The 26,676-nt window shown below is 68.0% G+C and carries 26 protein-coding genes and 1 pseudogene; 13 read left to right on the top strand and 14 right to left on the bottom strand.

The window, feature by feature from the left end:
* Position 1: 1 nt before the first annotated feature.
* The 3 genes from pqqD to pqqB are packed head-to-tail and all read left to right on the top strand — an operon-like array spanning position 2 to position 2,207.
* Positions 2-274, top strand: coding sequence for a pyrroloquinoline quinone biosynthesis peptide chaperone PqqD (pqqD, locus tag AC0685_RS17130; protein WP_478226378.1), 273 nt, complete (start codon positions 2-4; stop codon positions 272-274).
* Positions 265-1,347 (top strand): pyrroloquinoline quinone biosynthesis protein PqqE, encoded by a 1,083-nt coding sequence (gene pqqE / locus AC0685_RS17125; protein WP_478226377.1) that lies wholly within the window; start codon positions 265-267, stop codon positions 1,345-1,347. The genes pqqD and pqqE overlap by 10 nt, the downstream gene beginning before the upstream one ends.
* On the top strand, positions 1,344-2,207 hold the full coding sequence (gene pqqB / locus AC0685_RS17120; RefSeq protein WP_478226376.1) for a pyrroloquinoline quinone biosynthesis protein PqqB: 864 nt from the start codon (positions 1,344-1,346) through the stop codon (positions 2,205-2,207). The genes pqqE and pqqB overlap by 4 nt, the downstream gene beginning before the upstream one ends.
* Here pqqB and AC0685_RS17115 read toward each other — a convergent pair.
* Positions 2,204-3,178, bottom strand: coding sequence for an aldo/keto reductase (locus AC0685_RS17115; protein ID WP_478226375.1), 975 nt, complete (start codon positions 3,176-3,178; stop codon positions 2,204-2,206). The two genes, pqqB and AC0685_RS17115, sit on opposite strands and share 4 nt — an antisense overlap.
* 107 nt (positions 3,179-3,285) lie before the next feature.
* Here AC0685_RS17115 and AC0685_RS17110 point away from each other — a divergent pair, with 107 nt between their 5' ends.
* Both AC0685_RS17110 and AC0685_RS17105 read left to right on the top strand, forming a co-directional pair.
* Positions 3,286-3,804, top strand: a complete 519-nt coding sequence (locus tag AC0685_RS17110) for a helix-turn-helix domain-containing protein (RefSeq protein WP_478226374.1) — start codon at positions 3,286-3,288, stop codon at positions 3,802-3,804.
* On the top strand, positions 3,801-5,021 hold the full coding sequence (locus tag AC0685_RS17105; protein WP_478226373.1) for an MFS transporter: 1,221 nt from the start codon (positions 3,801-3,803) through the stop codon (positions 5,019-5,021). The genes AC0685_RS17110 and AC0685_RS17105 overlap by 4 nt, the downstream gene beginning before the upstream one ends.
* A 42-nt stretch (positions 5,022-5,063) precedes the next feature.
* Here AC0685_RS17105 and AC0685_RS17100 read toward each other — a convergent pair whose 3' ends face one another.
* Both AC0685_RS17100 and AC0685_RS17095 read right to left on the bottom strand, forming a co-directional pair.
* Positions 5,064-6,440 (bottom strand): amidase, encoded by a 1,377-nt coding sequence (locus AC0685_RS17100; RefSeq protein WP_478226372.1) that lies wholly within the window; start codon positions 6,438-6,440, stop codon positions 5,064-5,066.
* An 8-nt stretch (positions 6,441-6,448) separates the two neighbouring features.
* The gene (locus AC0685_RS17095; RefSeq protein ID WP_478226417.1) at positions 6,449-7,378 is read right to left on the bottom strand and encodes a D-2-hydroxyacid dehydrogenase; all 930 of its coding nucleotides are present in this window, start codon (positions 7,376-7,378) and stop codon (positions 6,449-6,451) included.
* 160 nt (positions 7,379-7,538) lie between these two features.
* Between AC0685_RS17095 and AC0685_RS17090 the strand changes: the two genes are divergently transcribed.
* From AC0685_RS17090 to AC0685_RS17080, 3 genes are read left to right on the top strand one after another with little or no spacing between them, the layout of a single operon-like run.
* A complete protein-coding gene (locus AC0685_RS17090) occupies positions 7,539-8,279 on the top strand; it encodes a maleate cis-trans isomerase family protein (RefSeq protein ID WP_378442929.1) in 741 nt (246 codons plus the stop codon).
* A gap of 44 nt (positions 8,280-8,323) precedes the next feature.
* Positions 8,324-9,094, top strand: a complete 771-nt coding sequence (locus AC0685_RS17085) for a maleate cis-trans isomerase family protein (RefSeq protein WP_478226371.1) — start codon at positions 8,324-8,326, stop codon at positions 9,092-9,094.
* A 3-nt stretch (positions 9,095-9,097) separates the two neighbouring features.
* Positions 9,098-9,790 (top strand): GntR family transcriptional regulator, encoded by a 693-nt coding sequence (locus AC0685_RS17080; RefSeq protein WP_125673879.1) that lies wholly within the window; start codon positions 9,098-9,100, stop codon positions 9,788-9,790.
* A gap of 4 nt (positions 9,791-9,794) precedes the next feature.
* On the opposite strand, the gene AC0685_RS17075 is transcribed toward AC0685_RS17080, so the two are convergent.
* From AC0685_RS17075 to AC0685_RS17065, 3 genes are all read right to left on the bottom strand, one after another.
* The gene (locus AC0685_RS17075; RefSeq protein WP_478226370.1) at positions 9,795-10,271 is read right to left on the bottom strand and encodes a DUF4262 domain-containing protein; all 477 of its coding nucleotides are present in this window, start codon (positions 10,269-10,271) and stop codon (positions 9,795-9,797) included.
* Between the two features lie 617 nt (positions 10,272-10,888).
* Positions 10,889-11,947: a tartrate dehydrogenase gene (locus AC0685_RS17070; protein ID WP_478226369.1), complete on the bottom strand. Its 1,059-nt coding sequence runs from the start codon at positions 11,945-11,947 to the stop codon at positions 10,889-10,891.
* Entirely contained in the window at positions 11,944-13,407 is a 1,464-nt protein-coding gene (locus tag AC0685_RS17065; protein WP_478226368.1) for an NAD-dependent succinate-semialdehyde dehydrogenase, read from the bottom strand. Before AC0685_RS17065 ends, AC0685_RS17070 begins: the two co-directional genes overlap by 4 nt.
* 88 nt (positions 13,408-13,495) lie before the next feature.
* Here AC0685_RS17065 and AC0685_RS17060 point away from each other — a divergent pair, with 88 nt between their 5' ends.
* Complete coding sequence (locus AC0685_RS17060; protein WP_478226367.1) at positions 13,496-14,746, top strand: aspartate aminotransferase family protein; 1,251 nt, start codon at positions 13,496-13,498, stop codon at positions 14,744-14,746.
* Positions 14,746-15,243 (top strand): DUF3830 family protein, encoded by a 498-nt coding sequence (locus AC0685_RS17055; protein WP_007033814.1) that lies wholly within the window; start codon positions 14,746-14,748, stop codon positions 15,241-15,243. Before AC0685_RS17060 ends, AC0685_RS17055 begins: the two co-directional genes overlap by 1 nt.
* A gap of 62 nt (positions 15,244-15,305) precedes the next feature.
* Here AC0685_RS17055 and AC0685_RS17050 read toward each other — a convergent pair whose 3' ends face one another.
* Positions 15,306-15,572, bottom strand: coding sequence for a hypothetical protein (locus AC0685_RS17050; protein WP_478226366.1), 267 nt, complete (start codon positions 15,570-15,572; stop codon positions 15,306-15,308).
* Positions 15,573-15,807: 235 nt separating this feature from the next.
* Between AC0685_RS17050 and AC0685_RS17045 the strand changes: the two genes are divergently transcribed.
* Both AC0685_RS17045 and AC0685_RS17040 read left to right on the top strand, forming a co-directional pair.
* Positions 15,808-17,190 carry an FAD-binding oxidoreductase gene (locus AC0685_RS17045; RefSeq protein WP_340683855.1) on the top strand — a complete coding sequence of 461 codons (1,383 nt, stop codon included), beginning with the start codon at positions 15,808-15,810 and terminating at the stop codon, positions 17,188-17,190.
* 12 nt (positions 17,191-17,202) lie between these two features.
* Positions 17,203-18,756 carry an acetolactate synthase large subunit gene (locus AC0685_RS17040; protein WP_478226365.1) on the top strand — a complete coding sequence of 518 codons (1,554 nt, stop codon included), beginning with the start codon at positions 17,203-17,205 and terminating at the stop codon, positions 18,754-18,756.
* A gap of 48 nt (positions 18,757-18,804) precedes the next feature.
* Here AC0685_RS17040 and AC0685_RS17035 read toward each other — a convergent pair whose 3' ends face one another.
* The 5 genes from AC0685_RS17035 to AC0685_RS17015 form a co-directional block, all read right to left on the bottom strand.
* The gene (locus AC0685_RS17035) at positions 18,805-20,232 is read right to left on the bottom strand and encodes an MFS transporter (RefSeq protein WP_478226364.1); all 1,428 of its coding nucleotides are present in this window, start codon (positions 20,230-20,232) and stop codon (positions 18,805-18,807) included.
* A 57-nt stretch (positions 20,233-20,289) separates the two neighbouring features.
* Positions 20,290-20,769 carry a DUF3761 domain-containing protein gene (locus AC0685_RS17030; RefSeq protein ID WP_478226363.1) on the bottom strand — a complete coding sequence of 160 codons (480 nt, stop codon included), beginning with the start codon at positions 20,767-20,769 and terminating at the stop codon, positions 20,290-20,292.
* 73 nt (positions 20,770-20,842) lie between these two features.
* Positions 20,843-21,595, bottom strand: coding sequence for an SDR family NAD(P)-dependent oxidoreductase (locus AC0685_RS17025; protein WP_478226362.1), 753 nt, complete (start codon positions 21,593-21,595; stop codon positions 20,843-20,845).
* A 9-nt stretch (positions 21,596-21,604) separates the two neighbouring features.
* The gene (locus tag AC0685_RS17020; protein WP_478226361.1) at positions 21,605-22,498 is read right to left on the bottom strand and encodes an SRPBCC domain-containing protein; all 894 of its coding nucleotides are present in this window, start codon (positions 22,496-22,498) and stop codon (positions 21,605-21,607) included.
* On the bottom strand, positions 22,485-23,042 hold the full coding sequence (locus AC0685_RS17015; protein WP_478226360.1) for an ArsR/SmtB family transcription factor: 558 nt from the start codon (positions 23,040-23,042) through the stop codon (positions 22,485-22,487). The genes AC0685_RS17020 and AC0685_RS17015 overlap by 14 nt, the downstream gene beginning before the upstream one ends.
* A gap of 84 nt (positions 23,043-23,126) precedes the next feature.
* Here AC0685_RS17015 and AC0685_RS17010 point away from each other — a divergent pair.
* Positions 23,127-23,807 (top strand): annotated as a pseudogene (locus AC0685_RS17010) (sensor histidine kinase); the annotation flags it as partial.
* Here AC0685_RS17010 and AC0685_RS17005 read toward each other — a convergent pair.
* A complete protein-coding gene (locus AC0685_RS17005) occupies positions 23,733-24,368 on the bottom strand; it encodes a TauD/TfdA family dioxygenase (RefSeq protein WP_478226416.1) in 636 nt (211 codons plus the stop codon). The pseudogene AC0685_RS17010 and the gene AC0685_RS17005 sit on opposite strands and share 75 nt — an antisense overlap.
* 133 nt (positions 24,369-24,501) lie before the next feature.
* Positions 24,502-26,673 carry a 3-hydroxyacyl-CoA dehydrogenase NAD-binding domain-containing protein gene (locus AC0685_RS17000; protein WP_478226359.1) on the bottom strand — a complete coding sequence of 724 codons (2,172 nt, stop codon included), beginning with the start codon at positions 26,671-26,673 and terminating at the stop codon, positions 24,502-24,504.
* Positions 26,674-26,676: the final 3 nt, after the last annotated feature.

The raw sequence follows: 26,676 nt of genomic DNA, 5'->3' as shown, positions 1-26,676 counted from the left end.
GATGACCACCCTCGAACCGGGCTCGGTGCCGCGGCTGCGGCGCGGAGTCCGGCTGAGCTATGACCAGACCAGGGAAACGCACGTCCTCCTGTTCCCCGAAGGTGTGCTCGTCCCGAATCCGACCGCCGCGGCCGTGCTTTCCCTCTGCGACGGCGTCGCGGATGTCACGGGAATCGCTTCGGCGTTGCGCGAACGCTACACCGGTGTGCGCGAGGAGGAGATCCTGGACGTCCTGTCCCGGCTGGGAGAACGGCGGATCGTCGAATGGACCTGAAAACCGCGCAGCCGCCACTGGGCATGCTGGCCGAGCTGACTCATCGCTGCCCGCTGCACTGCCCGTATTGCTCGAATCCGGTCGAGCTGATCGCCCGCGACGGGGAACTGTCCACAGAGGAATGGCTTTCCGTGCTCACCCAGGCGCGGGAACTCGGCGTGCTCCAGGTGCACATGTCCGGCGGTGAGCCGCTCGCCAGAACGGATCTGCCCATCCTTGTCGAACACGCCACGAAACTGGGGTGCTACGTCAACCTGGTGACGTCCGGGCTCGGGCTGACGGAGTCCAGATTGGACGATCTCGCCGAGCGCGGCGTCGCGCATGTCCAGCTGTCCGTCCAAGGCGCGACCGCCGACCGCGCGGACCGGCTCGCCGGAGCACGGGCACACGACCGGAAGCTCGTCGCCGCCGAACTGATCAGGAAGGCCGGGCTGCCGCTTTCGGTGAACGTCGTCCTGCACCGGCGGAACCACGATCAGCTCGCCGGGATCATCGGCCTCGCCGAGGAGATGGGCGCGGACCGGCTCGAACTGGCCAACACGCAGTACTACGGCTGGGCCCTGCGCAACCGTGACGCCCTGATGCCGACCCGGCGGCAACTCGAGGAGGCCGAGCCGATCGTGCGCGCGGCCACCGAACGGCTGCGTGGCCGCATGGAGATCATCTATGTCGTCGCCGATTACTACGAGAAGTACCCGAAGCCGTGCATGTACGGCTGGGGCGCGCGGCAATTGACCGTGGCGCCCGACGGGACCGTGCTGCCGTGCCCCGCGTCGACAGCGATCGAGACGCTGGAATTCGACAACGTGCGGGACAGGCAGCTGGCCTGGATCTGGTACGAATCCGCTTCCTTCAACGCCTATCGCGGCGAGGACTGGATGCCCGACACCTGCCGCACCTGTGATCGGCGCACGATCGACTTCGGCGGCTGCCGGTGCCAAGCGTTCCAACTCACCGGTGACGCCTCGGCGACGGATCCGGTGTGCTCGCGTTCGCCGCATCGGGAGGTCGTCGACCTCATCCTCGCCACGCAGGCGAAAACGGACGAGCTCGTGATGCGGACGCCGCGATGAGGGTGATCTTGCTCGGCACCGCGGCGGGCGGCGGATTCCCTCAGTGGAACTGCGCCTGCGCCCTGTGCGTTTCGGACGCGCCGCCGCGGACGCAGGACTGTGTGGCGGTGAGCGCGGACGACGAAGGCTGGTACCTGCTCAACGTTTCGCCGGACATCCGCGCGCAGATCCTCGCCACACCACCGTTGCGCGCCGGGCCGGGGCCGAGGGAGATCCCGTTGCGCGGGGTGCTGCTGACCGACGCCGAACTCGATCATTCACTCGGCTTGCTTCTCCTGCGGGAAGCGGGCGGTCTGCCCGTGTGGGCACCGGACGCCGTGCTCGGCGCCTTGTCCGAGCACTTCCCCGCGCGGTCGATCATCGACGGGTACGGCGGCTGGGACTGGCTGCCGTCGTCGAGGGTCGCCATCGACGGGCTGCGGGTGAGCATGCTTCCCGTGAGCGACAAGCGGCCGAAGTACGCACGTTCGTCCACAGAGGACGGTCCTTGGGTGGTGGCGTATCGGATCGAAGACGTCGTGACCGGCGGCGTTTTCGTGTACGCGCCTTGTCTTAAGAGCTGGCCGGACGGATTCGACGACTTCACCCGCGATGCAGGGCTGATACTGCTGGACGGGACCTTCTACGCGCCGGACGAGATGTCGGGCGCCACCGCGGCCGAGGTCGGCGACGGCGCCCAGCTGGCGATGGGGCATCTGCCGATCACCGGCAGTCTCGCGAAGCTCCGGCCCGGCCCGCGGTGGGCGTACACACACCTGAACAACACGAACCCGGTGATCGATCCCGCGTCGCCCGAACACGCCGCCGTACTGGACGGCGGCGCATCGCTTCCCTTGGACGGTACCGAGTTCAAGCTTTAGGCGACCCCTTCGGGGCTCGCGCCGGACACGGGAACGGCGTCGGCGGTGAGCCGATCGATCTCCGCGAGTTCGTCGGTGGCCAGATCGATGTCCGCGGCGGCGAGACTGGCCTCGATGTTGGCCGCCTTCCGCGCGCCCACGATCGCGACGTGCACGCCCGGCTGGGCGAGCGTCCAGGCGATCGCGAGCTGACTGACGGAGATTCCTTTGTCCGCCGCGAATTCCTTGAGCCGGTCGACGACGGCGAGAGTGCGCCGGAAGGTCTCGCCGGTGAACGCCGACGACCGTGAACGCCAGTCGGTCTTCTCGAACGTCGTCTCCGGCGTGAAGGACCCGGTCAGCAGTCCGCTGCCCAGCGGGCTGTACACGAGCACGCCGATGTCGTGCTCACGCGCGTACGGGAGAGGATCGGTTTCGATGTCGCGGCGGAACAGGTGATAAGGCGGCTGCAGGGTTTCCACGGGCCGGGTCTTGTCGAAGGCGGCCAGCCCCGCGGCGTCGTAGTTCGAGACACCGACGTGCCGGATCTTCCCGGCGTCGACGAACTCCTGCAGGATCCCCGCAGTCTCCTCGGCGGGAGCGTCGGGATCGGGCCAGTGGATCTGGTAGAGGTCGATGTGGTCGACGTCGAGGAAACGGAGGCTGTCCTCGATGCCCTGTGACAGCCACTCGCGCCGCGAGTCGCGCGGCCGTTCGGAACGCGGCTTGATACCGCCCTTCGTGGCGATGACGAGGTTGTCGCGGTCGCGCTTGAGTTCCTCACGCAGCGCCTTCCCCAGCATCGCTTCGGATTTCCCGAAACCGTAGGCCTGTGCGGTGTCGAAGAAGTTCACCCCGAGTTCGCGGGCGTGGTGGATCGCCGCGATCGCCGTGTCCTCGTCGAACGAACCCCAGTCCCCGCCGAGTTGCCAGGTGCCGAAAGCGATCCTCGACACCTCGAGACCGCTCCTGCCCAATGTCGCCGTACGCATGTCTCCAGCAGAGCACAGACATCGGATCACCGCATCGGATCTCCCGGCCAACGATACCCCCAAATAACTGTTTGACGGTTCGCGTCCCGGCAGTCGATACTCGTCCCATGTCCGAGCCCCCCGGCCTCGACGGCTTGCGTGTCCTCGCCCATCCCGTGCGGCTGCGCATTCTGTCGCTTTTGACCGGTGTCGCGATGAGCGCGGCCGAAGCCGCCCGCGAACTCGGTGAGACACAAGCGAATGTCAGCTACCACCTGCGGCGGTTGCACGAGGCCGGCCTGCTGGACGTCGCCGAGGAGGTCCGGATCCGGGGCGGCCTGGCGAAACGCTACCGGCACGATCCGGAGTCCGGATCGCGGTTCACGTCGGCGAATCCGGGGGAGGAACAGCTTCTCATCGCGACGATGGCCGAAGAACTCAAGCGCCGCAGCGAATTCCGCGTTCCCGGCAAGCAGGGATCGACGAGCGACGCGGAGATGTGGGTCGACCGCGAGACGTGGGAGAAGGCACTCGAACACGCTCGCGAACTGAGCGACCTTCTGCACTCCGCCGCGAAGCCGCCCCGGACCCGGGGCACGATCCCGGTCAGCGCGACGGTCTCGCTGTTCGAAATGAGGCGACGGTGACGTCCCTGCGCGAACCATTGCGCCGGCACAACTTCCGCTGGCTGATCGCCGGCCGCACGTTCGGGGAGTTCGGCAACGCCGTCGCCCCGCTCGCGCTCGCCTTCGCGGTGATCGACCTGACCGGTTCGGCCGTCGACATCGGCATCGTCGTCGGCGCGCGGTCCGTGGCCAGCGTCGTCTTGCTGCTGTTCGGCGGCGTTCTGGCCGACCGGCTACCGCGGTCGGTGATCCTGCAAGGCACCGAAGTCGCCGCCACCCTGACCCAGGCGGTCATCGCGGCGAGTGTCCTTTGTGGATTCGCTTCGATCCCGCTGCTGGTCGGCCTGAGCGTGGTCAACGGCGCGGTGGCCGCGATCTCCGCCCCCGCGTCGGCGTCGCTCACCCCGCTGACGGTGCCCGCCACCCTCCTCGCGCAGGCCAACGCGCTGGCCAGATTGCTCTCGAACTCCGGCCGGATCGCCGGCGCCGGGCTCGGCGGCATCCTGGTCACCGCGGTCGGCCCCGGCTGGGCGCTCGCCGGGAACGCGCTGCTGTTCCTGGGCTCCGCCCTGTCCTACCGATGCATCCGCCTCAGCCGCCGGGAACGGGTCCCCGGCAGCCGCCCGCTGGCGGAACTCGTCGAAGGCTGGCACGAGTTCCGGTCGCGCACCTGGGTGTGGGTGGTGGTCGTGCAGTTCATGGTGGTGAACGCCGTCATCGCCGGCGGGATCGCGGTGCTCGGCCCCGTCGTCGCCGACAGCACCTTCGGGCGCTCCGGCTGGGGATTCGCCCTCGCCGCGCAGACGATCGGCTCGCTCGTCGGCGGGATCCTCGTGGCCCGATGGCAGCCGCGGCGCGCGCTGTTCGTCGGCGTCGCGGTGATCCTCTTCGAAGCGCCACCACTGATCCTGCTCGGCCAGGCACCCTTGCTTCCGCTGCTGCTGGCGGCCATGTTCGTCTCCGGGCTGGCGATCGAGCAGTTCGTGGTCGCGTGGGACGTCTCGCTGCAGGAGAACGTGCCCGAGGACAAACTCGCGCGCGTCTACTCCTACGACATGCTCGGTTCCTTCATCGCCCTGCCCCTCGGGCAGATGGCGGCCGGGCCCGCCGCGCAGCACTTCGGGGTCAGCACGACTCTGCTCGCGTGCGCCGCGCTGGTCGTGGCCGCCACCGGTCTCGCGCTGTGCAGCGGCCAGGTGCGCGGGCTCGTCCGGAAGTCGCACGCCGCGCAGCCCTGACGCCCAAGTGGTAGCAAAGGTCCCTTGCTCCCTTTCCGCAGGTCACGGCCAGGGACGGACCTCCTCGAGGAGCTTCGCGACCGCGAGCACCAGGTCGTCGGAGTGCCGCGGGCCGACGATCTGCAACCCGACCGGCAGGCCGCTGGAGGTGCGGCCCGCCGGCACGCTGATCGCGGGCTGCTGGGTCATGTTGAACGGGTAGGTGAACGGCGTCCAGTCCGGCCAGCCGCTCAGCCCGCTGCCCGGGGGGACCTCGTGCCCGGCTTCGAAGGCGGGAATCGGGAGGGTCGGCGTGATCAGCACGTCGTAGCGCGTGTGGAACTCGCCCATCAGGATGCCCAGCGCGGCCCGCTCGGCGTTGGCGCCGAGATAGTCGCTCGCCGAGAAGGTCTTGCCGAGTTCCCACACCTTCCGCAGGCCGGGATCGACCTTCGTCTCCGAACCGGCGGGGAAGGTGTCCAGCCACTTGGCCGCCCCCGTCGACCACAGGATGTCGAAGGCCGGTTTGGGGTCGGTGAAACCGGGATCGGTCTCTTCGATGTGCAGGCCCGCGTCGCCCAGCGACCGGACCGCCGACTTGACGATTTCCGCGACCTCCGGGTCGACGTCGACGTAGCCGAGCGTCGGCGAGTAGGCGGCGATCAGCCCGCGCACGTCCCGGCGGACGGCCTCGCGATAGGTCGAAACCGGTGGGGCGAGCGCGGCCGGGTCTCGATGATCGGGCAGGGCGAGGACGTCGAGGAGCAGCGCCGTGTCGTCGACCGAACGCGCCATCGGTCCGGCGTGCGAGAGCGGGCCGAACGGGCTCGCCGGGAACAGCGGGATCCGGCCGTGTGTCGGTTTGAGCCCGACGATTCCGCAGAACGAAGCCGGGATCCGGATCGAGCCGCCGCCATCGGTGCCGACGGAGAGCTCACCCATCCCCGCCGCGACGGCCGCGGCACTGCCCCCGCTGGACCCTCCCGCCGTCGTCGACGGGTCGATCGGGTTGCGGGTGATCCCGGTCAGCGGGTTGTCGGTGACGCCCTTCCACGCCAGTTCCGGCGTCGTGGTCTTTCCCAGCAGTACCAAGCCGTTCTCACGCAGCCGCGCGGTGACCGGGCTGTCGACGTCCCACGGCTGGTCGGGGTCGATGCACCGCGAACCGCGCAGCGTCGGCCAGCCCTGGGTCAGGAACATGTCCTTGATCGAGGCCGGGACACCGTCGAGCCAGCCGATCGGATTGCCGTCCCGCCAGCGGATCTCGGACGCCTTCGCCTGTTCGAGCGCGCCGTCGGCGTCGACCAGGCAGAAAGCGTTGGTCTCGCCGTCGCGTTCCTCGATGACACGCAAGGCGTTCTGAGTGGCCTCGACCGGCGACAGCTCTCCGGTGGCGTACGCGGCGACGAGCTCGCTCGCGGTCAACTTGGTGTCGTTCAATCCTGCCCCTAACCTTGGCGAAGCGTCTCCGACGGCACGTACCCGAGCCGCTTGTCCACGACGTTGCGCAGTGGCTCCCCCGCGCGCCAGCGACGGAAGTTGTCCGCGAACACCTCTACCAGAGTATTACGCCAGCCGACGAAGTCGCCCGACATATGCGGCGAGATCAGAACGTTCTCCATAGTCCACAAAGGACTGTCGGACGGCAGCGGCTCGGTGTCGAAGACGTCGAGCGCCGCGCCGCCGAGCCGCCCGTCCCGCAGTGCGCCGATCAGGTCCGAAGTGACGACCAGCTCGCCGCGGCCGACGTTGACGAACCGCGCTCCCGGTTTCATCGCGGCGAAGGTCTCGGCGTCGAACATGCCCTTCGTCTGCTCGGTCAGTGGCGCGACCGCGACGACGTAGTCCGCCCCGGGAAGATGACGGGCGAGGTCCGAAGACGCGTACACGTCCCCGAAGTCGGGATCGCCCTCACGAGGACGGCGTCCGACGCCCGCCACCGACATCCCGGCCGCCCGCAGCATCCGCGCGATCGACCGGCCGATCGGCCCGGTTCCGACCACGAGGACCTGGCGGCCGGAGATCCGCTCACTCTCCCGGTGCTTCCACTGCTTCTGCCGCTGCAGGTCCCACGAGCGGACGAAATCCTTGGCGAACGCGAGAACGACTCCGAGGACGTACTCGGCTATGGCCCCGTCGAAAACGCCTCGGGAGTTGGTGAGCACGACGTCGCTCTCCTGCAGCGCAGGGAAGAGGACCGGGTCGACGCCCGCGCTGGCGATATGCAGCCAGCGCAGCTTGTCGGCCGCGTGCCAGGCCCCCGGAACCGCGGTCGAAAGGAAGTCGTAGACGAAGAACGCGTCGGCGCCGGACAACGCGTCGGCCAACCCGGCCTCGCCGGTGTAACGAACCACCGCTCGGTCTTCGATAGCGCGCATGTCCGGTGGGCGCGTGTCTCCGCAGAGCACCGCCAGCACAGGGGCCACTGAGGAGATCACGTTGACACCGTAAAAGTGGCTCGTATGATTGTCAACAATCCGAGGAACGACCCCCGGAGCACCGGACCTGTGACAACAGAAGCTTTCCGGAGGCTGAGACTTGGATTTCGACTTATTGGAGTTCGAAGGCCCGTTGGCGCAGCGCGGCATCGGTGTGATCGCCCCCTTCGACCTCGCTCTGGAACGTGAGTTGTGGCGCTGGGTGCCCATGGAGGTCTCCCTCCATCTGGCGCGGACGCCGTACGAGCCCGTGCCCGTCAGCATGGAGATGGCCCAGCTCGTCAGCGACAGCAGGCATCTCGCCGCCGCCACGCGGGACGTGCTCCACGTCGAGCCCGAAGTCGTCGCCTATCTGTGCACCTCCGGCAGTTTCGTCAACGGTGTGGACTACGAACGCTCGCTGACCAAGGCGATCTGCGACGCGGGCGCGACGGACGCCGTCACCACGTCCGGAGCGCTGGCGGAGGTCCTGCACCAGCTCGACCTCCACCGGGTCTCGGTGCTCACGCCCTACGACGGCGACCTGACCGGGAAGCTGCACGACTTCCTGTCCGAACTCGGGGTCCGCACCGTCTCGAGCGACCATCTCGGCCTGGGTGGCGGCATCTGGAAGGTCAGCTACCGGACCATCGCCGAACGCATCCTCGCCGCCGACCACGCCGACGCCGAAGCCATCTTCGTCAGCTGCACCAACCTCCCCACCTACGATCTGATCGAGCCACTCGAAAGCGCGCTCGGCAAACCGGTCCTCACCGCGAATCAGCTCACCATGTGGGCCTGCCTCCGGCGGATGAACCTGCCGATCGTCGGGCCCGGCAAGTGGCTCCGGGAGGTCGACTGATCTCTTCGCCTACGATTGTCGACAATCTGCCCTCCGGAGGTTCCGTGCCCATCACGCCGTTCGCCCCGCCCGAGCCGCCGTCCGAGACGACCACCATCGGATTCATCTACCCCGATCACGCGGCCGAAGACGACTACCCGCTCGCGGAACAGCTCCTCGGCGGGGACATGGCCGGGATCAAGCTGCCGGTCGAGCACATCTACGGAACCGATCTGCACGCCGTGCCGGAGCTCTTGGACCTCGGCAGCGAAAGCCGGCTCGCCGACGGCGCCGCGCTCCTGGCCAAACACGAACCCGACGCGGTGGTGTGGGCATGCACCAGCGGCAGCTTCGTCTACGGCTGGGAAGGCGCCCGCGAACAGGCCGACCGGCTGGCCGCCGTCGCCGGTGTCCCGGCGTCGAGCACCTCCTTCGCCTTCGTCAACGCCGCGAGGGCCCTCGGCGTCCGGCGGGTCGCGGTCGCCGCCAGCTATCCGGACGACGTCGCCCGGCTGTTCGTCGAGTTCCTCGGCGCGGGCGGGGTCGAAGTGGTGTCGATGGGCAGCGCGGACATCGACACCGCGGCCGAGGTCGGCGAACTCAGTCCGGAAGCCGTCGTCGAGCTCGCGGTGAGCCGGGACCACCCGGCCGCCGACGCGCTGCTCGTCCCCGACACCGCCATGCGGACGCTCGGCGAGATCAACACGCTCGAAACCAGGCTCGGCAAGCCGGTGCTGACCGCCAATCAGGTCACCGTCTGGGAAGGTCTGCGGCTCACCGGGAAGTCCCCGCTCGTCCGCACCTTGGGCGCACTGTTCGGAAAGAGGGGCAACTGAACCATGTCCTTGCCGGATATCGAGCCGGTCAGCCGGGAGTCGACCGCCGGGATCATCGCGCGGCAGTTGCGGGACGCGATCATGACCGGCGCCCTCCCTCCCGGCACCCAGCTCGGTGAAACGGATCTGGCCTCCCGGTTCCAGGTTTCGCGGGGGCCGCTGCGCGAGGCGATGCAGCACCTCGTTTCCGAAGGGCTCCTGCGCAGCGAGCGCCACCGCGGCCTGTTCGTGATCGACCTCGAGCCCGGCGACGTCTACGACATCTACTCGGCGCGCTCGGCCATCGAGCGCGCCGCGATGCTGCGAGCGCTGCGCGGGGACCGTGAACGGGTCGCCACCGAGCTCGAAGAGGCCGTACGCGCCATGGCCACCGCCGCGGACGACGACGACCCGACCGCGCTCTCCTGGGCGGACCTCCGTTTCCACGAGGCGCTGATCGCCGCTTCCGGCAGCAAACGGCTCGTGCGCATGGCCCGGACCCTGCTGATCGAGACCCGGATGTGCCTCACCGCGCTGCAGGCGACCTATCAGCAGGTCGAGGAACGGGTCACCGAGCACACCAGGATCATCGAAGCCCTGCGGGCCGGCGACGAAGAGACCGCGCTGTCGCTGCTGGAAGCACATATGGAGGACGCCGTCCAACGGCTCGCCCCGGGAACCAGCCTGCGGGAAGGCGAAGCTCCCGCGGTGCCTTAGGGATTCAGCCACGGCCCCGCACCCCCAGCACCGGCTGACCGCCCGTCCCGCCGCGGAAATCCCTGTCCCATGGCCACTTGCCGTGCTCGTCCTCGTAGACCAGTTGCAGCGCACGGAATTCTTCGCCGTACAGGAGAACGGCGGTGAGCAGATGCGCCGGCGGCGAACTGAGCGGAACGATCTCGAACGACGGCCATCCCACCGCGGCGGGCAGCACCTCACCCGCCTCAGGCGGCCCCGATCGGACCACCTGCTGGGCGAAATAGTTCAGCAGCTGGCCGGATCTTCGTTCTCTCAAGCCGGTGACGACGAGTTCGGGCAGCCCGGCGTCGGTGAGCCCGACCGTGTACGCGAAGCCCGGTTGGACACTTCCGCGCTCGACCGTCTGCACCATCCAGCCGTACTTCCGGATCAGCGGACGGACCTCCTCGACGAGGTAGTCGTCGCGAGTCTTCCCGGGGTTGTCGCAATGCCAGCACATCGGCGCTCCTCCAGTCGTCGAATCCGATGACCGGCACTGTGCACCGGGGCACCGACAAAAACTCACAGCCCCGGCTGCCAGGCAGGCGGCGAACGGTCCTTCGATGGCGAATCTCGCACCCAGATTCCCTTTCAGGGCAACATTTACGCCTTTTCTCGAGAAATTCGCCGAGGGGCAAGGCCAGGTTGCGTGACGGACTGCCAGCGCCTTACCTCGGGATCCCTAGTGACATGTGCTGGACAGGGAATGCTTGCAGGGAGACGAGTTCACGGGCCTTGACGTCCCCAATGCGGCATTGGCGACCCTCAACGACTCCAATGCCACAACGGGAGCGCCGAACGAGTCACCCGACATGCTTGAGATCTCGGCGTATCTGGCTGCCCCAGGGGCGCAAGTGGCGAATCAAGAGCCGGCCAGGTTCCCAATGTCGCATTGGGGACGCTGAGCGTTTCCAATGCGACATTGGGAACCTGACGCGACTACAGACTTACGTCCCTTGAGTACATGAAGGCCTCCTTCCTTGCGCTTGGCGCAAGGAAGGAGGCCTTCATGTACTCAAGGGACGTGAATGGACCGTTCATGACTTCCGGGAATTGACACGCCACCATGCGGATGGTTCAAGATAGAGAGGCGACCACCGCGGACCCGAGTTCGGCGGTGGTGGACTTCCCGCCGAGGTCGGGGGTTCGCACGGCCCCCTCCTCGAGAACCTTTTCCACCGCCACGCGTACATCTTGTGCCGCGACGGTTTCCCCGAGATGGTCGAGCAGCATCGCCCCCGCCAGGATCTGCGCCACCGGATTCGCGATGCCCTGTCCGGCGATGTCGGGGGCGCTGCCATGCACCGCCTCGAACATGGAAGGGAGCTCACCGGTCGGATTGATGTTGCCCGAAGGCGCCATTCCGAGCCCGCCCGTCACGGCCGCCGCCAGATCGCTCAGGATGTCGCCGAACAGATTGGAAGCCACCACGACGTCGAGCCGGTCCGGCGCCTGCACCATCCGCGCGGCGAGCGCGTCGACATGGCACTGCTCGGCATGCACGTCCGGGTACTCCGCTGAGATTTCGGCGAAGATCTCGTCCCAGAAAGGCATCGAGTGAATGAGCCCGTTGGACTTGGTCGCCGAACAGACCCGCCCTGTGCGCGTCTTCGCCAGCTCGAAGGCGTAGCGGATGATCCGCTCCACCCCGACCCGCGTGAACACGGATTCCTGTAAGACGAACTCGTTCCCCAGCCCACGATTGTGCCTGCCGCCGAGCTCCGAGTACTCGCCCTCGGAGTTCTCCCGGACGATCACCATCTCCAGTTCGTCGGCACCGCGGCCCGCCAGAGCCGACGTCGTCCCCGGCAGCAGCCGGACCGGCCGGAGGTTGACGTACTGGCTGAACGCGCGCCGGACCGGAATGAGGAGACCCCACAACGACACATGGTCCGGGACGCCGGGAAAGCCGACGGCGCCGAGAAAGATCCCGTCGAAAGCGGAAAGCCGCTCGATCCCGTCGGCGGGCATCATCGAGCCGGTTTTGGTGTACCGCTCACAACTCCAGTCGAACTCCGTCCAGGACAAGGAGAAACCATGCGATGCCGCCGCGCGGTCGAGGACCTTGCGGGCCTCGACCGTCACGTCCACGCCGATCCCGTCGCCGGGAATGCTCGCAATGCGATAGGAAGTCACAGAGCCACCGCGATGTACTTGGTCTCGAGGAACTCGTCGATGCCGACGCTGCCGCCCTCACGGCCGAGCCCAGACTGCTTGATCCCGCCGAACGGCGCCGCCGGGTTCGAAACCAGTCCCTGGTTGAGGCCGATCATGCCGGCTTCCAGCCGTTCCGACACCCGCAGTGCCCGCTTGAGATCGGAGGTGTACACATAGGACACGAGACCGAATTCGGTGTCGTTCGCCGCAGCGATGGCCTCGTCCTCGCTGTCGAATGGAGTGATCGGGGCGACCGGTCCGAAGATCTCTTCCGAAGCGAGCCTGGCGTCCTTGGGCACGTCGGTCAGCACCGTGGCCTGGTAGAAGTTACCCGGACCGTCGACTGTGGATCCTCCGGTGAGGACGCGCGCTCCTCGCTCGGTGGCATCGGAGACCAGGCCACTGACCTTCTCGACGGCGGCTTTGTCGATGAGGGGGCCGACGACGACACCCTCCTCGGTGCCGCGCCCCATCGGCAAGGCCTCCATGCGCTCGGTGAGGCGCCGGGAGAACTCGTCGACGACGCCGCGCTGGACATAGAAGCGGTTCGCGGCCGTGCAGGCTTCGCCGATGTTGCGCATCTTCGCGGTCATCGCGCCTTCGATCGCCGCGTCGAGGTCGGCATCTTCGAAGACGAGGAAGGGGGCGTTGCCGCCGAGTTCCATCGAAGTGCGGAGCACCTTGTCCGCGCACTGTTCCAGCAGCTTCCGTCCGACGCCGGTCGAGCCGGTGAAGGACAGCTTCCGCGCGCGGCCATCGCGGATCAACGGCTCCATCACGCCGCCGGAGTCCGACGTCGTGAGCACGTTCAGCACACCTTCCGGCAGCCCCGCTTCGGCGAGGATCGCCGCGAGGGCCAACATCGAAAGGGGGGTTTGAGCAGCGGGTTTGATGACCATCGTGCAGCCTGCCGCGACCGCGGGTCCGATCTTGCGGGTGCCCATCGCCATGGGGAAGTTCCAGGGCGTGATCAGCAGACACGGCCCGACGGGCTGCTTCGTCACGAGGAACCGGCCAGACCCGTTGGGAGCGACGGCATAACCTCCGTCGATCCGGACGGCCTCCTCCGCGAACCAGCGGAAGAACTCGGCGGCGTAGGTGATCTCGCCCTTCGACTCCGCGAGCGGTTTGCCCATCTCGAGGGTCATCAGCAGCGCGAGTTCGTCGGCGCGCTTGATCAGCAGCTCGTAGGCGCGGCGCAGGATTTCCCCGCGTTCGCGCGGGGCGACGTTCGCCCAGTCGGCCTGTGCGGCGACGGCCGCGTCGAGTGCGCTGACACCGTCCGCCGGTGACGCGTCGGCCACCTCGCACAGGGCTTCGCCTGTCGAGGGGTCGAAAACGGGGAAGGTCTTCCCGTCCGTGGCGGGTACCCACTTGCCGCCGATGAACAGTTCCTTGCCGACCGACGTGACGACGCCGGCCTCACTGATCGAGCTCATCCCAACGCTCCTCCATGTTGTCCCGAACGCCATGCTATGGATATTGTCAACAATCGACAACAGCTCAGCCGACCTAGGAGCGCAGCCCATGGCCCAGCTATCACCGCTGCTCAAGCAGGCAACGCCGGTCGTGGTCGACCACGGTGAGGGGGTTTACCTCTACGGCACCGATGGCAAACGTCACCTGGATTTCACCGCCGGTATCGGCGTGACCAGCACCGGCCACTGTCACCCGCACGTGGTGAGCGCGGCGCGGGAACAGATCGGCAAACTCGTCCACGGGCAGTACACGACGGTCATGCACAAGCCGATGCTGGAGCTGACCGAGAAACTGGGCGGTGTCCTCCCGGAAGGCCTGGATTCCCTCTTCTACGCGAACTCGGGCAGCGAGGCGGTCGAGGCGGCACTGCGGTTGTCGCGGCAGGCCACGAAGCGGCCCAACGTCATCGTCTTCCAGGGCGGGTTCCACGGCCGGACCGTCGCGGCGGCGACGATGACGACGTCGGGCACCCGGTTCAGCGCCGGGATCTCGCCGCTCATGTCCGGCGTGCACGTCGCGCCCTTCCCCTACGCGTTCCACTACGGCTGGGACGAGGAGACGGCGACGAAGTTCGCGCTGCGCGAGCTCGACTACCTCTTCGCGACGGTCTGCGCGCCGAACGAAACGGCCGCGTTCTTCATCGAGCCGGTGCTCGGCGAGGGCGGGTACGTCCCGGCGAACACCGAGTTCCTGGCCGGACTGCGGGAACGCGCGGACAAGCACGGGATCCTGCTGGTGATGGACGAGATCCAGACCGGCTTCGGCCGGACCGGCCGGTTCTGGGGACACGAGCACTTCGGGGTGCGCCCGGACATCGTGCTCATCGCGAAAGGGCTCGCGAGCGGGTTCCCGATCTCGGGTATCGCCGCGTCGGAAGAGCTGATGGCGAAGGCGCTCCCCGGCTCCCAGGGCGGGACCTACGGCGGCAACGCGGTGGCCTGCGCGGCGGCGATCGCCACGCTCGAGGTGATCCAGCAGGAGGGCCTGGTCGAGAACGCCGCCGAACGAGGACGCCAGCTCCTGGAAGGCGTGCGGGTGATCGCGGACAAATCAGCGTCGATCGGTGATGTCCGAGGGCTGGGGCTGCTGGTCGGTTCCGAGTTCACCACGCCGGACGGCGAGCCGGACACCGCGAAGGCCCAGGCGGCCCAGAAAGCCGCGTCCTCCAACGGCTTGCTGCTGCTGACTTGCGGGGCGTACATGAACGTCGTCCGGATGGTGCCGCCGCTGATCGTCGACTCAGCACAGGTCGACGAGGCACTGCGCATCTGGGGCGACGTGGTGGCGGGGGGCGAGTGATGGCCCGCTACATCACGATCACGCTCGACAAGCGCGGAGTGTCCTGCCGGGCCCGGCTGCTCGACGCCGAAGCCCCGCGGACCTGCCGCGCCGTCTGGGACGCGTTGCCGCAGAGCGGTTCGGCGTACCACGCGAAGTACGCGCGCAACGAGGTCTACACGCTCGTACCGCCCTTCGCCGAACCGAAGCCGGGCCGCGAAAACCCCACGGTGACCCCGATTCCGGGGGATGTCGTGTACTTCGGGTTCGAGGCGTGGGAGATCGGCAACCCGGCGTACGGCTACGACGAGGGCAGCGAGGCGCACAGCGACCAGGGCGCGACGGACCTCGCGATCTTCTACGGCCGCAACAATCTGCTGATCAACGGCGACGCGGGCTGGGTACCCGGCAACGTGTTCGCGACGATCGAAGAGGGACTGGCGGAAATGGCCGAAGCCGCCCAGGACCTTTGGCTGCGAGGTGTCGAGGGCGAGACACTTTCGTTCGCACGCGCGTAGGAAACCCGTGGGCGGTGCGGGCTCCCACCCTCACCGCCCACGGGCCGGCACCCCACCCTGGCTTACTGTCGCGCTTCGGTGAGCCGGTACTCGACACCACCGACCTCTTCACCACGCTGGTCGACCTGGGTCACGTGGACGGTGTACTGCCCGCCGGCAGCTTCGGCCCCGGCGGTGAAGCTCAGCTTGGCGCCGACCTGTTCGCCCGATTTGAAGGTCAGGCCACTGATCCGGGCTCGCTGCGGGTTCACGATGGCCAGCTCGGTCTCACCGACCCGTTCGACGCCCTCGCCCTTCGCACCGGCCGCCCGAACTCGACGCGCCCGCACGGGGGCACCGCCAGCGCCGCCCCCAGCGCCGCGCTCCGTCTCATCCTGGATCCCATCGAGCGTCCACCCCTTCCGGCGGACCACCGCGGCCCGCTGCGACATGGGTAACCGAGCGAGGTTGTCACGAGGTTGTGGACGCGGCGGAAGACAAACGTGAAAAGGATTCATGGCCATCCTCGCCCACGACGTACTACGCTTCGACAACCAGGCAAAGAGGCGTGAGGAAGGGCAGTCGATGGGCGATGTTGCGGCACGGTTCGCCGAGATCGTCGGGGACACGAACTTGCTCTCGGGCGAGGCGATCCCCGAGGACTACGCACACGACGAGGCTTTGACCACCACCGCGCGGCGGCCCGCCCACCTGGCGAAACCGGGAAGCGCCGAAGAGGTCGCGGAGCTGCTCAAGGCGGCGACCGAACACGGCGTGCCGGTCACCGCGCGAGGGTCGGGCACGGGGCTCTCGGGTGGCGCCACACCACGCGAAGACAGCCTGGTGATCTCTTTCGAACGAATGAACGCGGTACTGGAGATCGACACGGAGAACCACGTCGCCGTCGTCCAGCCGGGTGTCACGCTGTCCGATTTGGACGAAAAGACCACAGCGGCCGGACTCGGCTACACCGTCTACCCCGGCGAGCTGAGCGCGAGCGTCGGCGGCAACGTCGGGACGAACGCGGGCGGCATGCGCGCGGTCAAGTACGGCGTCACGCGGCACAACGTCGTGGGCCTGCAGGCCGTGCTGCCGACCGGCGAGATCATCCGGACCGGCGGCAAGACCTCGAAGGTCTCGACCGGGTACGACCTGACCCAGCTGATCATCGGCTCCGAAGGCACTCTCGCGATCGCGACCGAGGTCATCGTGAAGCTGTATCCGCGCCTGCCGCACGGCGCCACGGTGTTCGCCCCGTTCGAGACCTTCGACGAGGTGATGACCGTCGTCCCGAAGATCGTCGCCAGCGGCCTCGCGCCGCACATCCTCGAGTACATCGACAACCTCACGCTCGCGGCGATCAGCTACAACGAGAAGCTCAGCCTCGGTGTCCCGGACGCCATCCGTGACAAGGCGCAGGCGTATCTGGTGGTGGCACTGGAAAACCGCGACAACGACCGGCTGCACGCCGACATCGAGGAACTCGGCGGACTGCTGGGCGATGTCGGCGCGATGGACGTGTACGTGCTCGAGGGCGCTTCGGCGCGCAAGCTCATCGAGGCGCGCGAGAAGGCGTTCTGGACGGCCAAGGCGGCCGGTGCCGACGACGTCATCGACGTGGTGGTCCCGCGGTCCGCCATGCCCGAGTTCCTGCGCAAGGCCAGGGAAATGGCGTTGTCGCGCGAGGCGGGCGCGCTCGGCTGCGGGCACGCCGGCGACGGCAACGTCCACCTGGCCATCTTCTGCAAGGACCCGGAGAAGCGGAAGCAGCTGCTGACCGACATCTTCGCACTCGGCATGGAACTCGGCGGCGCGATCTCCGGCGAGCACGGACTCGGACGGGCCAAATCCGGCTATTTCCTCGATCTGGAGGACCCGGCGAAGATCGCGCTGATGCGCCGGATCAAGGAGAGCTTCGACCCGGCCGGGATCCTCAACCCCGGCGTTCTTTTCGCTGAGAGGGCTTGAAAAGTGAGTGAGATGAACGGCGCCCAGTCCCTGATCCGCACGCTCGTCGACAGCGGTGTCGACGTGTGCTTCTCGAATCCGGGCACCTCGGAGATGCACTTCGTGGCCGCGCTCGACTCCGTACCCGAGATGCGCGGTGTGCTCGGCCTCTTCGAAGGCGTCGTCACCGGTGCCGCGGACGGATACGCGCGGATCGCCGACAAGCCGGCGGCCACGCTGCTGCACCTCGGCCCCGGTCTCGGCAACGGGCTGGCGAACCTGCACAACGCGCGCCGCGCGCGCACCCCGATCGTCAACGTGATCGGCGATCACGCGACCTACCACAAGCAGTACGACGCCCCGCTCGAATCGGACATCGAGGCCGTCGCCGGTTCGCTCGAAGGCTGGGTCCGCCGCTCCGAGCACACGAAGGACGTCGGTGCCGACGCCGCCGCGGCGGTCGCGGCCTCCCAGGACGCCCCCGGCCAGGTGGCGACCCTGATCCTCCCCGCCGACGCGTCCTGGGGTGAGGGCGGCGAGACCTGCGCGCCCATCCCGCCACGGATCCCGCAGGTCGTCGACGCGACGACGGTGAAGAACATCGCCGAGGTGCTGGCCAGTGGTGAACCGGTCGCGCTGCTCGTCGGCGGCAGCGGCTGCCGAGAAGCCGGTCTGCGCGCGACCAGCCGGATCGCGGCCGCGACCGGCGTGAAGGCGTTCGTCGAGACCTTCCCCGCCCGGCTCGAACGCGGCGAAGGCCTGCCGACGATCGAGCGGCTGGGCTACCTCGCCGAGCAGGTCGCGTACCAGCTCGACGGGATCAAGCACGTGATCGTCGCCGGGACCAAGGCGCCTGTGTCGTTCTTCGCCTACCCCGGCAAGGCGAGCAACCTGGTTCCCGAAGGCGCGCAGGTCCATGTGCTGGCCGAAGTCGCGCAGGACGTGCCGCGAGCGCTGAACGACGTCGCCGACCTGGTCGCCGCCGAGACCGAGCCGGTGCTGCAGGAGTCCTCCCGGCCCGCGCTGCCGTCCGGGCCGTTGACGCCGCAGAACTGGGTCGACGTGATCGGCGCGCTGCTGCCGGAGCGCGCGATCATCGCGGACGAGGCGAACACCTCCGGTCTGCTGCTGCCCGCCGCGACCGCGGGCGCGCCCCGGCACGACGTGCTGACCCTGACCGGCGGCGCGATCGGCTACGGCATGCCCGTCGCGACCGGGGCGGCCGTCGCCGCGCCGGACCGGCCGGTGATCAACCTGCAGTCCGACGGCAGCGCGCTGTACACGATTTCGGCGCTGTGGACGCAGGCTCGGGAGAACCTCAACGTCACCACGGTCCTGCTGAACAACCGGGCGTACGCGATCCTGCGGCTGGAGCTGCAGCGGGTCGGCGCGGACGCCAACGGCCCGAAGGCGAACGAGCTGCTCGACCTCTCCCGCCCCGACATGGACTTCGTCAAGATCGCCGAAGGCATGGGCGTCCCGGCGACCCGGGCGACGACGGCGGAGGAGCTGGCCGAGCAGTTCCAGCGCGCGCTCGCCGAGCCGGGCCCGCACCTGATCGACGCGATCGTTCCGACGCTGTTCTGAGCGGAGCCGCCCCTGCGTGCGATGAGTCCCTTCATCGCACGCAGGGCGCTAGCGGACCGAAACGACCATCGGCTCGGGCTGACGTTGCTTCGGGACGAAAACGGTCAAGACGAGTCCTAGGAGCGCCGCACCGGCGGCGACCACGAAGCTCAGCCGGAACCCCGTCGCGGACGGGACGGAAACCCCGCCGATGGTGATCGCCAGCGACGCGAGCATGGTCGCCATCACCGCGCTGGACGTCGACGTGCCGACGGAGCGCATCAGCGAGTTCAACCCGTTCGCGGACGCGGTTTCGGTGACCGGGACCGCGCCCATGATCAGCGCCGGCATGGCCGCGTAGGCGATGCCCACGCCGCCGCCGATGATGATCGACGCCGTGATCAGCTCGAAGGCGTTGTCCATCAACACGGTCGCGAAGGCGTATCCGGCCGCGATGGTGGTGGCGCCGACCATCAGTGTCGTCCGTGGTCCGTAGCGCTCGATGAGCCTGGCCGAAACCGGCGACAGCATGAACATGACCAGGCCGTTCGGCGCGAGGCACAGCCCGGCCTGCACCATGGTCAGGCCGAGGCCGTAGCCGGTCGACGCGGGCGCCTGCAGCAGCTGCGGGAACGACAACGCCATCGAGTACAGCGCGAACCCGATCATGATCGACGCGAGGTTGGTGAACAGTACCGGCCGCCGCGCGGAGACCCGCAGGTCCACGAGCGGATCACGCCGCCGCAGCTGGTAGGCGCCCCAGACCAGCAGGATCACCACCGCGCTCCCCGCGAAGACGAGGGTGCGGCCGCTGCCCCAGCCCCATTCGCCGCCCTTGACGATCGGCAACAGCAGGCAGACCAGTCCGATCGTCAGCCCCAGCGCGCCGAGGTAGTCGAACGGCGCCGGTGTCTTCACCGGCGACTCCGGCACCACGAACAGGATCAGCAGGCCGCAGACGAGCCCGAGCCCCGCCGACGCCCAGAACAGGACGTGCCAGTCTGCGTTCTGCGCGACCAGCGCCGACACCGGGAGCCCGATGGCACCGCCGACGCCGAGCGTCGAACTCATCACCGAGATCGCGGCGCCGACCCGCTCCGGCGCGAGTTCGTCGCGCATGATGCTGATGCCCAGCGGGATCGCGCCCATGGCGCAGCCTTGCAACCCCCGGCCGAGGACCATCAGCGCGAGTGAACTGGTCAGCGCGGACACCACCGAACCGGCGACCAGGAAACCCAGGCTGATCAGCAGCAACCGGCGTTTGCCGTAGAGGTCGCCGAGCCTTCCGCTCACCGGCATCACCACGGCTCCGGCGATCAGGGTCGCCGTGACCACCCACGACGCGTCCGACGGTGTCGCGTTGAGCAGCCGGGGAAACGCGGGGATGAGCGGGACGACGAGCGTCTGCATGAACGACGCCACCAGACCGCAGGTGGCGAGCACGACGACGAAGATCCGGGGCGAAGGTGCCCGTCCGACCGGTTTCACCCTGTGCATCCCATGATCCGACCTTACACAGCATCACCCTTCTCAGTGAATGGTTGACCGACGGGATCACAGCCAGGTGCGAACCCCACCATGGCCGGAACAGGTACCGCGGCGATTCTGGCTGTAGCTATAGGAACCGTCCTCGCAGAGGGCGGTCGCTCCGTCAGCCGCGCCGGGTCCGGCCGACGGCCGATGGACACAGACACCGTCGGTGTTGCGGTAGTAGTCGCTCCCGCACTCCGCCAGGTTCGGCACCTTCGCCGCCTGCGTGGTCTTCGGAGGTGTTTTCGTCGGTTTGGGCTCGACCTGCTTCGGCACCTCGACCGCGGCCGTGGTCGTCGGCACGAACTGCTGAGGCGTCGGCGGTGCCCAACTGCTGGTCGGCGTCGACGTTGTGGTCAGCGCTGTCGGGACTGTCGGCGTTGTCCGCACCGGGTCGCTCTGCGGCGTGACCCGCCCGGTGGGCACGGTCTCCACACCGCAGCCTCCGGCGACCAGAAGTCCGATCGCCAGTGCCATGCCCAGCTTCGTCGTTCTCTTCGGCATAACGACCTCCCCTGCACCTGATGGTGCCGCGTAGTCGGGAGATCGCCCGCCGGTGTTACCGCCGGCGAGAGGGTCAGTCGACCATCGAGCCGCAACTGATGTTCAACGCCGTCGCGGTCATGCTGCGCGCATGGTCCGACGCGGCGAAGGCGGCCACACGGGCGACGTCTTCGAGCGATGCCGTCCGCTTGAGCATCGTCGCGTCGACCATGTCACGGATGGCGTCGTCGAGGCCGGCGCCCGCCGGAATCGTCTCCGGGATCCCGCCAGTGCGCAGGGTCACGACACGGATGCCCTGCGGCCCGAGTTCGCACGCCAGCCCGCGCCGCAACGCCTCCATCGCGCTGAACGCGACCTGCAGCCCGCCGAGGTGGTACCCCGGCAGCGGGTCACCGTCGCCACCGAACATCAGGATCACCCCGGACCCCTGCCCGATCATGTGCCGGGCGGCGGCCCGTGCGGTGAGGAAGTTCGTCCGCACCGCCGTCCGGACCGGGCTTTCGAGGTCCTCCAACGACATCTCGACCAGTGGAGTGCCCTGGACGTCGTTGTGTGTGATCACGTTCATCGAGATGTCGACGCTGCCCGCCGAGGAAACCACCGAAGCGACATGCTCGTCGATGGCGGACTCATCGAGTGCGTCGAACTCCGCCGTTTCCGCTTTCCCGCCCGCCTCCCGGATTTCGTCCGCGAGCGCGTCGAGCTTCTTCAAGGTGCGACCGGTGAGGTGGACGGTCGCGCCCTCCCTGGCGAATCCGCGGGCCACCGCGCTCCCGATTCCGCCCGCCGCCCCGTAGATGATCGCGTTCCTGCCTTCGAGCAACATCGCTTCCTCCTACTTGCCATCCAAGGTGATGAGTCCTTCGGGTGTTCCCTCCAGCTGGATGTCGACCCACAACGGGCGCCACGAGTGGACCTCGTGGAACCTGCGTAGTTCCGCCAACCCGCTGAGCCAGCCCATCCACATGCCGTACGGCGGTTTCTCGTCGGAGAATCCACTTTGGACGAAGGTCAGCTTCGTACCGCCGCCGGAGTCCTCGAGCTCCCAAGTGGCGACGACACCGTCCTGGTACGCGAGCGACATCTTCGAGTCGGGCACCAGGTCGACGATCTTCGCCGGGTCCGGATCCTTTTCCAGTGAACCCATCGCCCAACGTCCGCCGACGTGGGTCTCCGCCTCGATCCGGGCGCCGAACCAGCGCGTGAACACGGCGGGATCGGCGATCGAGGAGTAGACCTCACCTCGCGGCGCGTCGATCCGCACTTCTTCGCTCATCAGCGGGGAAGTGAGGTCACAGCGGGCGGTGAGCGGCCGTCCTTCGACGTGGTCGACGAGGTTCGCGACGGAAAGCGCCCAGAACGTGTGCATCATGCCGAGTGACGAGTCCGGATCGGCCAGCATCGCGGCGTAGTCCGGCAGACCGCTCTGACTGAACGACAAGGACGTCTCGTCCCCGTCTTCCGCCAGCGCGATCTCGACGACGGTCTCCGTCCCGTCGACGGTCCAGGCGAACCGCAGGACATTGTTCTCGGCCAGTAGCAGCCGCTGGCGCGGACGATCGCCTTCCGGCGTGTAGCGACCCCAGAACTCGTACCGGGACAGCAGGTCGACTTCCGCGTACTCGGAAAGCCACACGCGCAGTGCCCCGGGATCGGTCAGCGCGTGCCAGACCTCGTCGATCGGCGCGCGCAGGCGCACCTCGAACCTCGTCGGTTCAGTCACGGGCATCTCCCTTCGGGTAACAGGCCACGGCGAGCTTGAAGGCGTCGCCTTCCGCTCCGCCGTAGCGGGTGAACAGATCCTGCAAAGTCGTCTTCAGTTCGTCGAGGAACTCCTGGCGCCGCTCCGGCTCCACCCGGATCTCGCCGGCAACGCCGATCGACGGCAGCTCCGGCGCGGTCCTGTCGAGCGCGGCGACGTCCGCCTGGACCTCCTCCATGAGGTCCACCAAGTAGCCAAGGCTCAGCTCGTCCCGCGCCGCCCGCGGGCCCAGCCGTCCGACCAGTCCGGGTGACAACCAGTACGAACGGGCTGTCGCCTGATACACGCCCTCACTGACGGCGCGCACCTTCCGCTCCGACACCTGCTTCACGAGACCGGCTTCCACCAGTCGTTTCACGTGGTAGTAGACCCGCTGCGGAGTCTGATCCAGCACCGTCGCCACCTCGGTGCACGACCGCGGCTCCGCCAGCTGCCGCAGGACGTCCACCCGCTGCGGTTTCAGCAACGCCTCCGCCTGCTCCAACCGCTCCAGGTACTCCACGTCTCTCACAGCACCACGTCCTTGATCACAAAAATCAGTTTGAACGTAAAAATCTATTTTGTCAATCGCCCCGGTTCGCGCTACTCTCGTCGTGTGGCGATCCTGCGGCGGTACACGGCGGACATCGCGGTCACCGCGGCGGTGATCGCGGGTTCCGTCGTGGTCTCGCTCGGGGACGGCGCGGAAGCACCGCGCAACGCGGTCATCGGCTGGACCTGCGTGGCACTCGCCTGCGCCGCGCTGTTCCTGCGCCGCCGGTATCCACTCCCCGTCGCGATCTTCACCGCGGCCTGCTGCGCGATCCACTATCCGCAGACCGACCCCGACGGATTCGTGCTGCTCGCGTTCGCCTTCGCGCTGTACGACAACGCCTCGACCGGGCGGATCCGCAGCGCGGCGGTCGTCGCGGCGGCCTCGATGGGCGGCGTCGTGATCGGCGAGGCACAGGCCGGCGCCGTACGGCAGGTGGACGACTTCGCGTTCCTGCTGATGACGGGCTGGTTCATCGCGCTCGTCGCGGTCGGCGCGCTGACGTACTACCGCCGCGAAGCCGAACGCACCAAGGAGACCGAGGCACGGCGGAGGGCCACGGACGAGCGGCTCCGGATCGCGCGCGAACCGCACGACGTCCTCGGCCACAACCTGGCGCTCATCAACGTCCAGGCGGGCGCGGCCCTGCACGGCAAGGATCCGGCGAAATCAGAGGAGGCACTGACCACGATCAAACAGACCAGCAAGGAGGCGTTGCGTGAACTCCGCGCCACATTGGGCATGCTGCGACAGGTGGACACGCCCAGCCTGGCCAGGGTCGCCGAGCTCGCCGAATCGGCGGGCTTCACGGAACGCCCGGGTGTAGGTGACGCCGCCCGCGAAGCGCTCCCGCAGGTCCTCCGGCAGCAGGCGGTACATCGCGCGGCTGTCGGCGATCGGCGTCGCGCCGCCGGTTTCGGCCGCGGTGTCGCACAGGAAGAAAAGGCGGGCGGGCCAGCGCGCCGAGTACGAGTTCTCGTTGTGCATCGGGATCGACTCGGCAGGCGGGTACTCCGTCGAGGTGTAGATGTTGCCCGAGACCGCCGACCGCGGCGTCGACCGTTCCGTGTACGTCAGCAGCGAGCCGCCGATCTCCTCCGTGACCTGGTTGAACACCGCCAGATCGGCAGGCATCCCGCGCAGCAGGATCGCGCCGTGCTCGCGCAGCCGGCCCTGCAGCACTTCGCGATGCGCGCGCACCCAGTCCAGACCCGTGGCCGCGTACACGGTGATCTTCGTGTGTTCGTTGCCACCTCCTCGAAGCTGGGCCCCGAGGAATCCCGACCCGGAACATTGGGCACCCATCGGCACAGACCCCCAGCCTCCTGGGTATTGGCTACCTCAGCTGAACCGCAAGAAGAAGTAGCAAGAGCGTCGCAGTACGAAACCGGCCCGTTCCTGGCGAATTTCACAAGGAACGGGCCGTTCACGAAGCGGCTTATTCGTAGATCTCGCCCTTCGCGGCCTTCTCGACCAGCGAAGCGGGCGGGGTGAAGTGGTCGCCGTAGCGTTCCGCCAGCTCACGAGCCCGGTCGACGAAGCCCTGCAGGCCACCCTCGTACTGGTTGATGTACTGGATGACACCACCGGTCCACGCCGGGAAACCGATACCGAAGATCGAGCCGATGTTGGCGTCGGCGACGGTGGTGAGCACGCCCTCGTCGAAGCACTTCACGGTCTCGAGCGCCTCGGCGAACAGCATGCGCTCCTTGAGGTCCTCGAAGGGCACCTCGGCGGTGCCCGACTTGAACGCGTCACGCAGGCCCGGCCAGAGACCGGCCCGCTTGCCGTCTTCGTCGTAGTCGTAGAAGCCCGAACCGGTGGAACGGCCCTTGCGGTCGAATTCCTCCACCATCCGGTCGATGACGCCCTCGGACGCGTGCGCGTTCCAGGTGCCGCCGGCGGCCTCGATCGCTTCGCGGGTCTCCTTGCGGATCTTGCGCGGCAGCGTCAGGGTCAGCTCGTCCATCAGCTGCAGCGGCGGGGCCGGGTACCCGGCCTGGGCGCCGGCCTGCTCGATCGACGCCGGCTCGACACCCTCGCCCAGCGCGGCGACGGCCTCGTTGAGGAACGTGCCGATGACGCGCGAGGTGAAGAAGCCGCGGCTGTCGTTGACGACGATCGGGGTCTTCTTGATCTGCAGCGTGTAGTCGAAGACCTTCGCCAGCGTGGCGGGCGAGGTCTTCTCACCGCAGATGATCTCGACCAGCGGCATCTTGTCCACCGGCGAGAAGAAGTGGATCCCGATGAAGTCCTCGCTCCGCTGGACACCTTCGGCGAGCGCGGTGATCGGCAGGGTCGAGGTGTTGGAGCCGAGCACGGCGTCGGGGTTGACGATGCCCTCGATCTCCTGGAACACCTTGTGCTTCAGCTCGACGCTCTCGAAGACGGCCTCGATCACGAAGTCGACGCCGGCGAAGTCCTCCGCCTTGTCGGTCGGCTTGATCTTGGCGAGCAGCGCGTCGGACTTCTCCTGCGTGGTCTTGCCGCGGGAGAGCGCCTTCTCCTCCAGCTTGACCGCGTAGCCCTTGCCCTTTTCGGCGCCTTCGAGGGTGACGTCCTTGAGCACGACGTCGATGCCGGCCTTCGCCGAGACGTACGCGATCGCGGCACCCATCATGCCCGCGCCTACAACGCCGACCTTCTTGGCGGTGTACTTCTCGAAGCCTTCCGGACGCGAGCCGCCGGAGTTGATGCTCTGCAGGTCGAAGAAGAACGCCTTCGTCATGTTCTTCGAGACCTGGCCGGTGGCGAGGTGCACGAAGTAGCGGGTCTCGACGGTGATCGCGGTGTCGAAGTCGACCTGCGAACCTTCGATGGCCGCGGCCAGGATCGCCCGCGGGGCAGGCATGTTCGCGCCCTTGATCTGCTTGCGCAGGTTCGCCGGGAACGCGGGCAGGTTCGCCGCGAAGCTCGGGTTCGACGGGGTACCGCCCGGGATCTTGTAGCCCTTGACGTCCCACGGCTGCACGCCGCCTTCGGGGTTGGCCTTGATCCACGCCTTCGCGGCCGGGACCAGCTCCTCGACGGTGCCGACGAGCTCGTTCACGAGGCCGAGCTCCTTCGCCTTGGCGGGGCGGTGCCGCTGGCCCTGCAGCAGCACGTTCAGCAGCGCGCTCTGGATGCCCAGCAGGCGCACGGTGCGGACGATGCCGCCGCCGCCGGGGAGCAGGCCGAGGGTGACCTCGGGAAGGCCGATCTGGCTGCCCTTGACGTCGGCCGCGATGCGGTGGTGCGTCGCGAGCGCCAGTTCGAGACCGCCGCCGAGCGCGGCGCCGTTGATGGCGGCCACGACCGGCTTGCCCAGCTGCTCGAGCCGTCGCATCTGGCCCTTCATCAGGGCGCTGCTCTCGGTGATCTCGGCGGCGTGCTCCGGCTTGGCCTGGATCAGGTCGTTGAGGTCGCCACCGGCGAAGAAGGTCTTCTTGGCCGAGGTGAGGACGACACCGGTGATGCTGTCCTTCTCCGCCTCCAGGCGGTCCACGACCACGCCGAGCGACTCGCGGAAGTCGGCGTTCATCGTGTTGGCGGACTGCTTCGGGTCGTCCAGGGTGAGCACGACGATGCCGTCGGCGTCCTGCTCCCAGCGGATGGTCTTCGCTTCAGTCATTGT

Source organism: Amycolatopsis sp. NPDC043889 (assembly GCF_056435645.1).
Note: the sequence above shows the minus strand (reverse complement) of the source record. Positions and strands in the feature narration are given on the sequence as shown.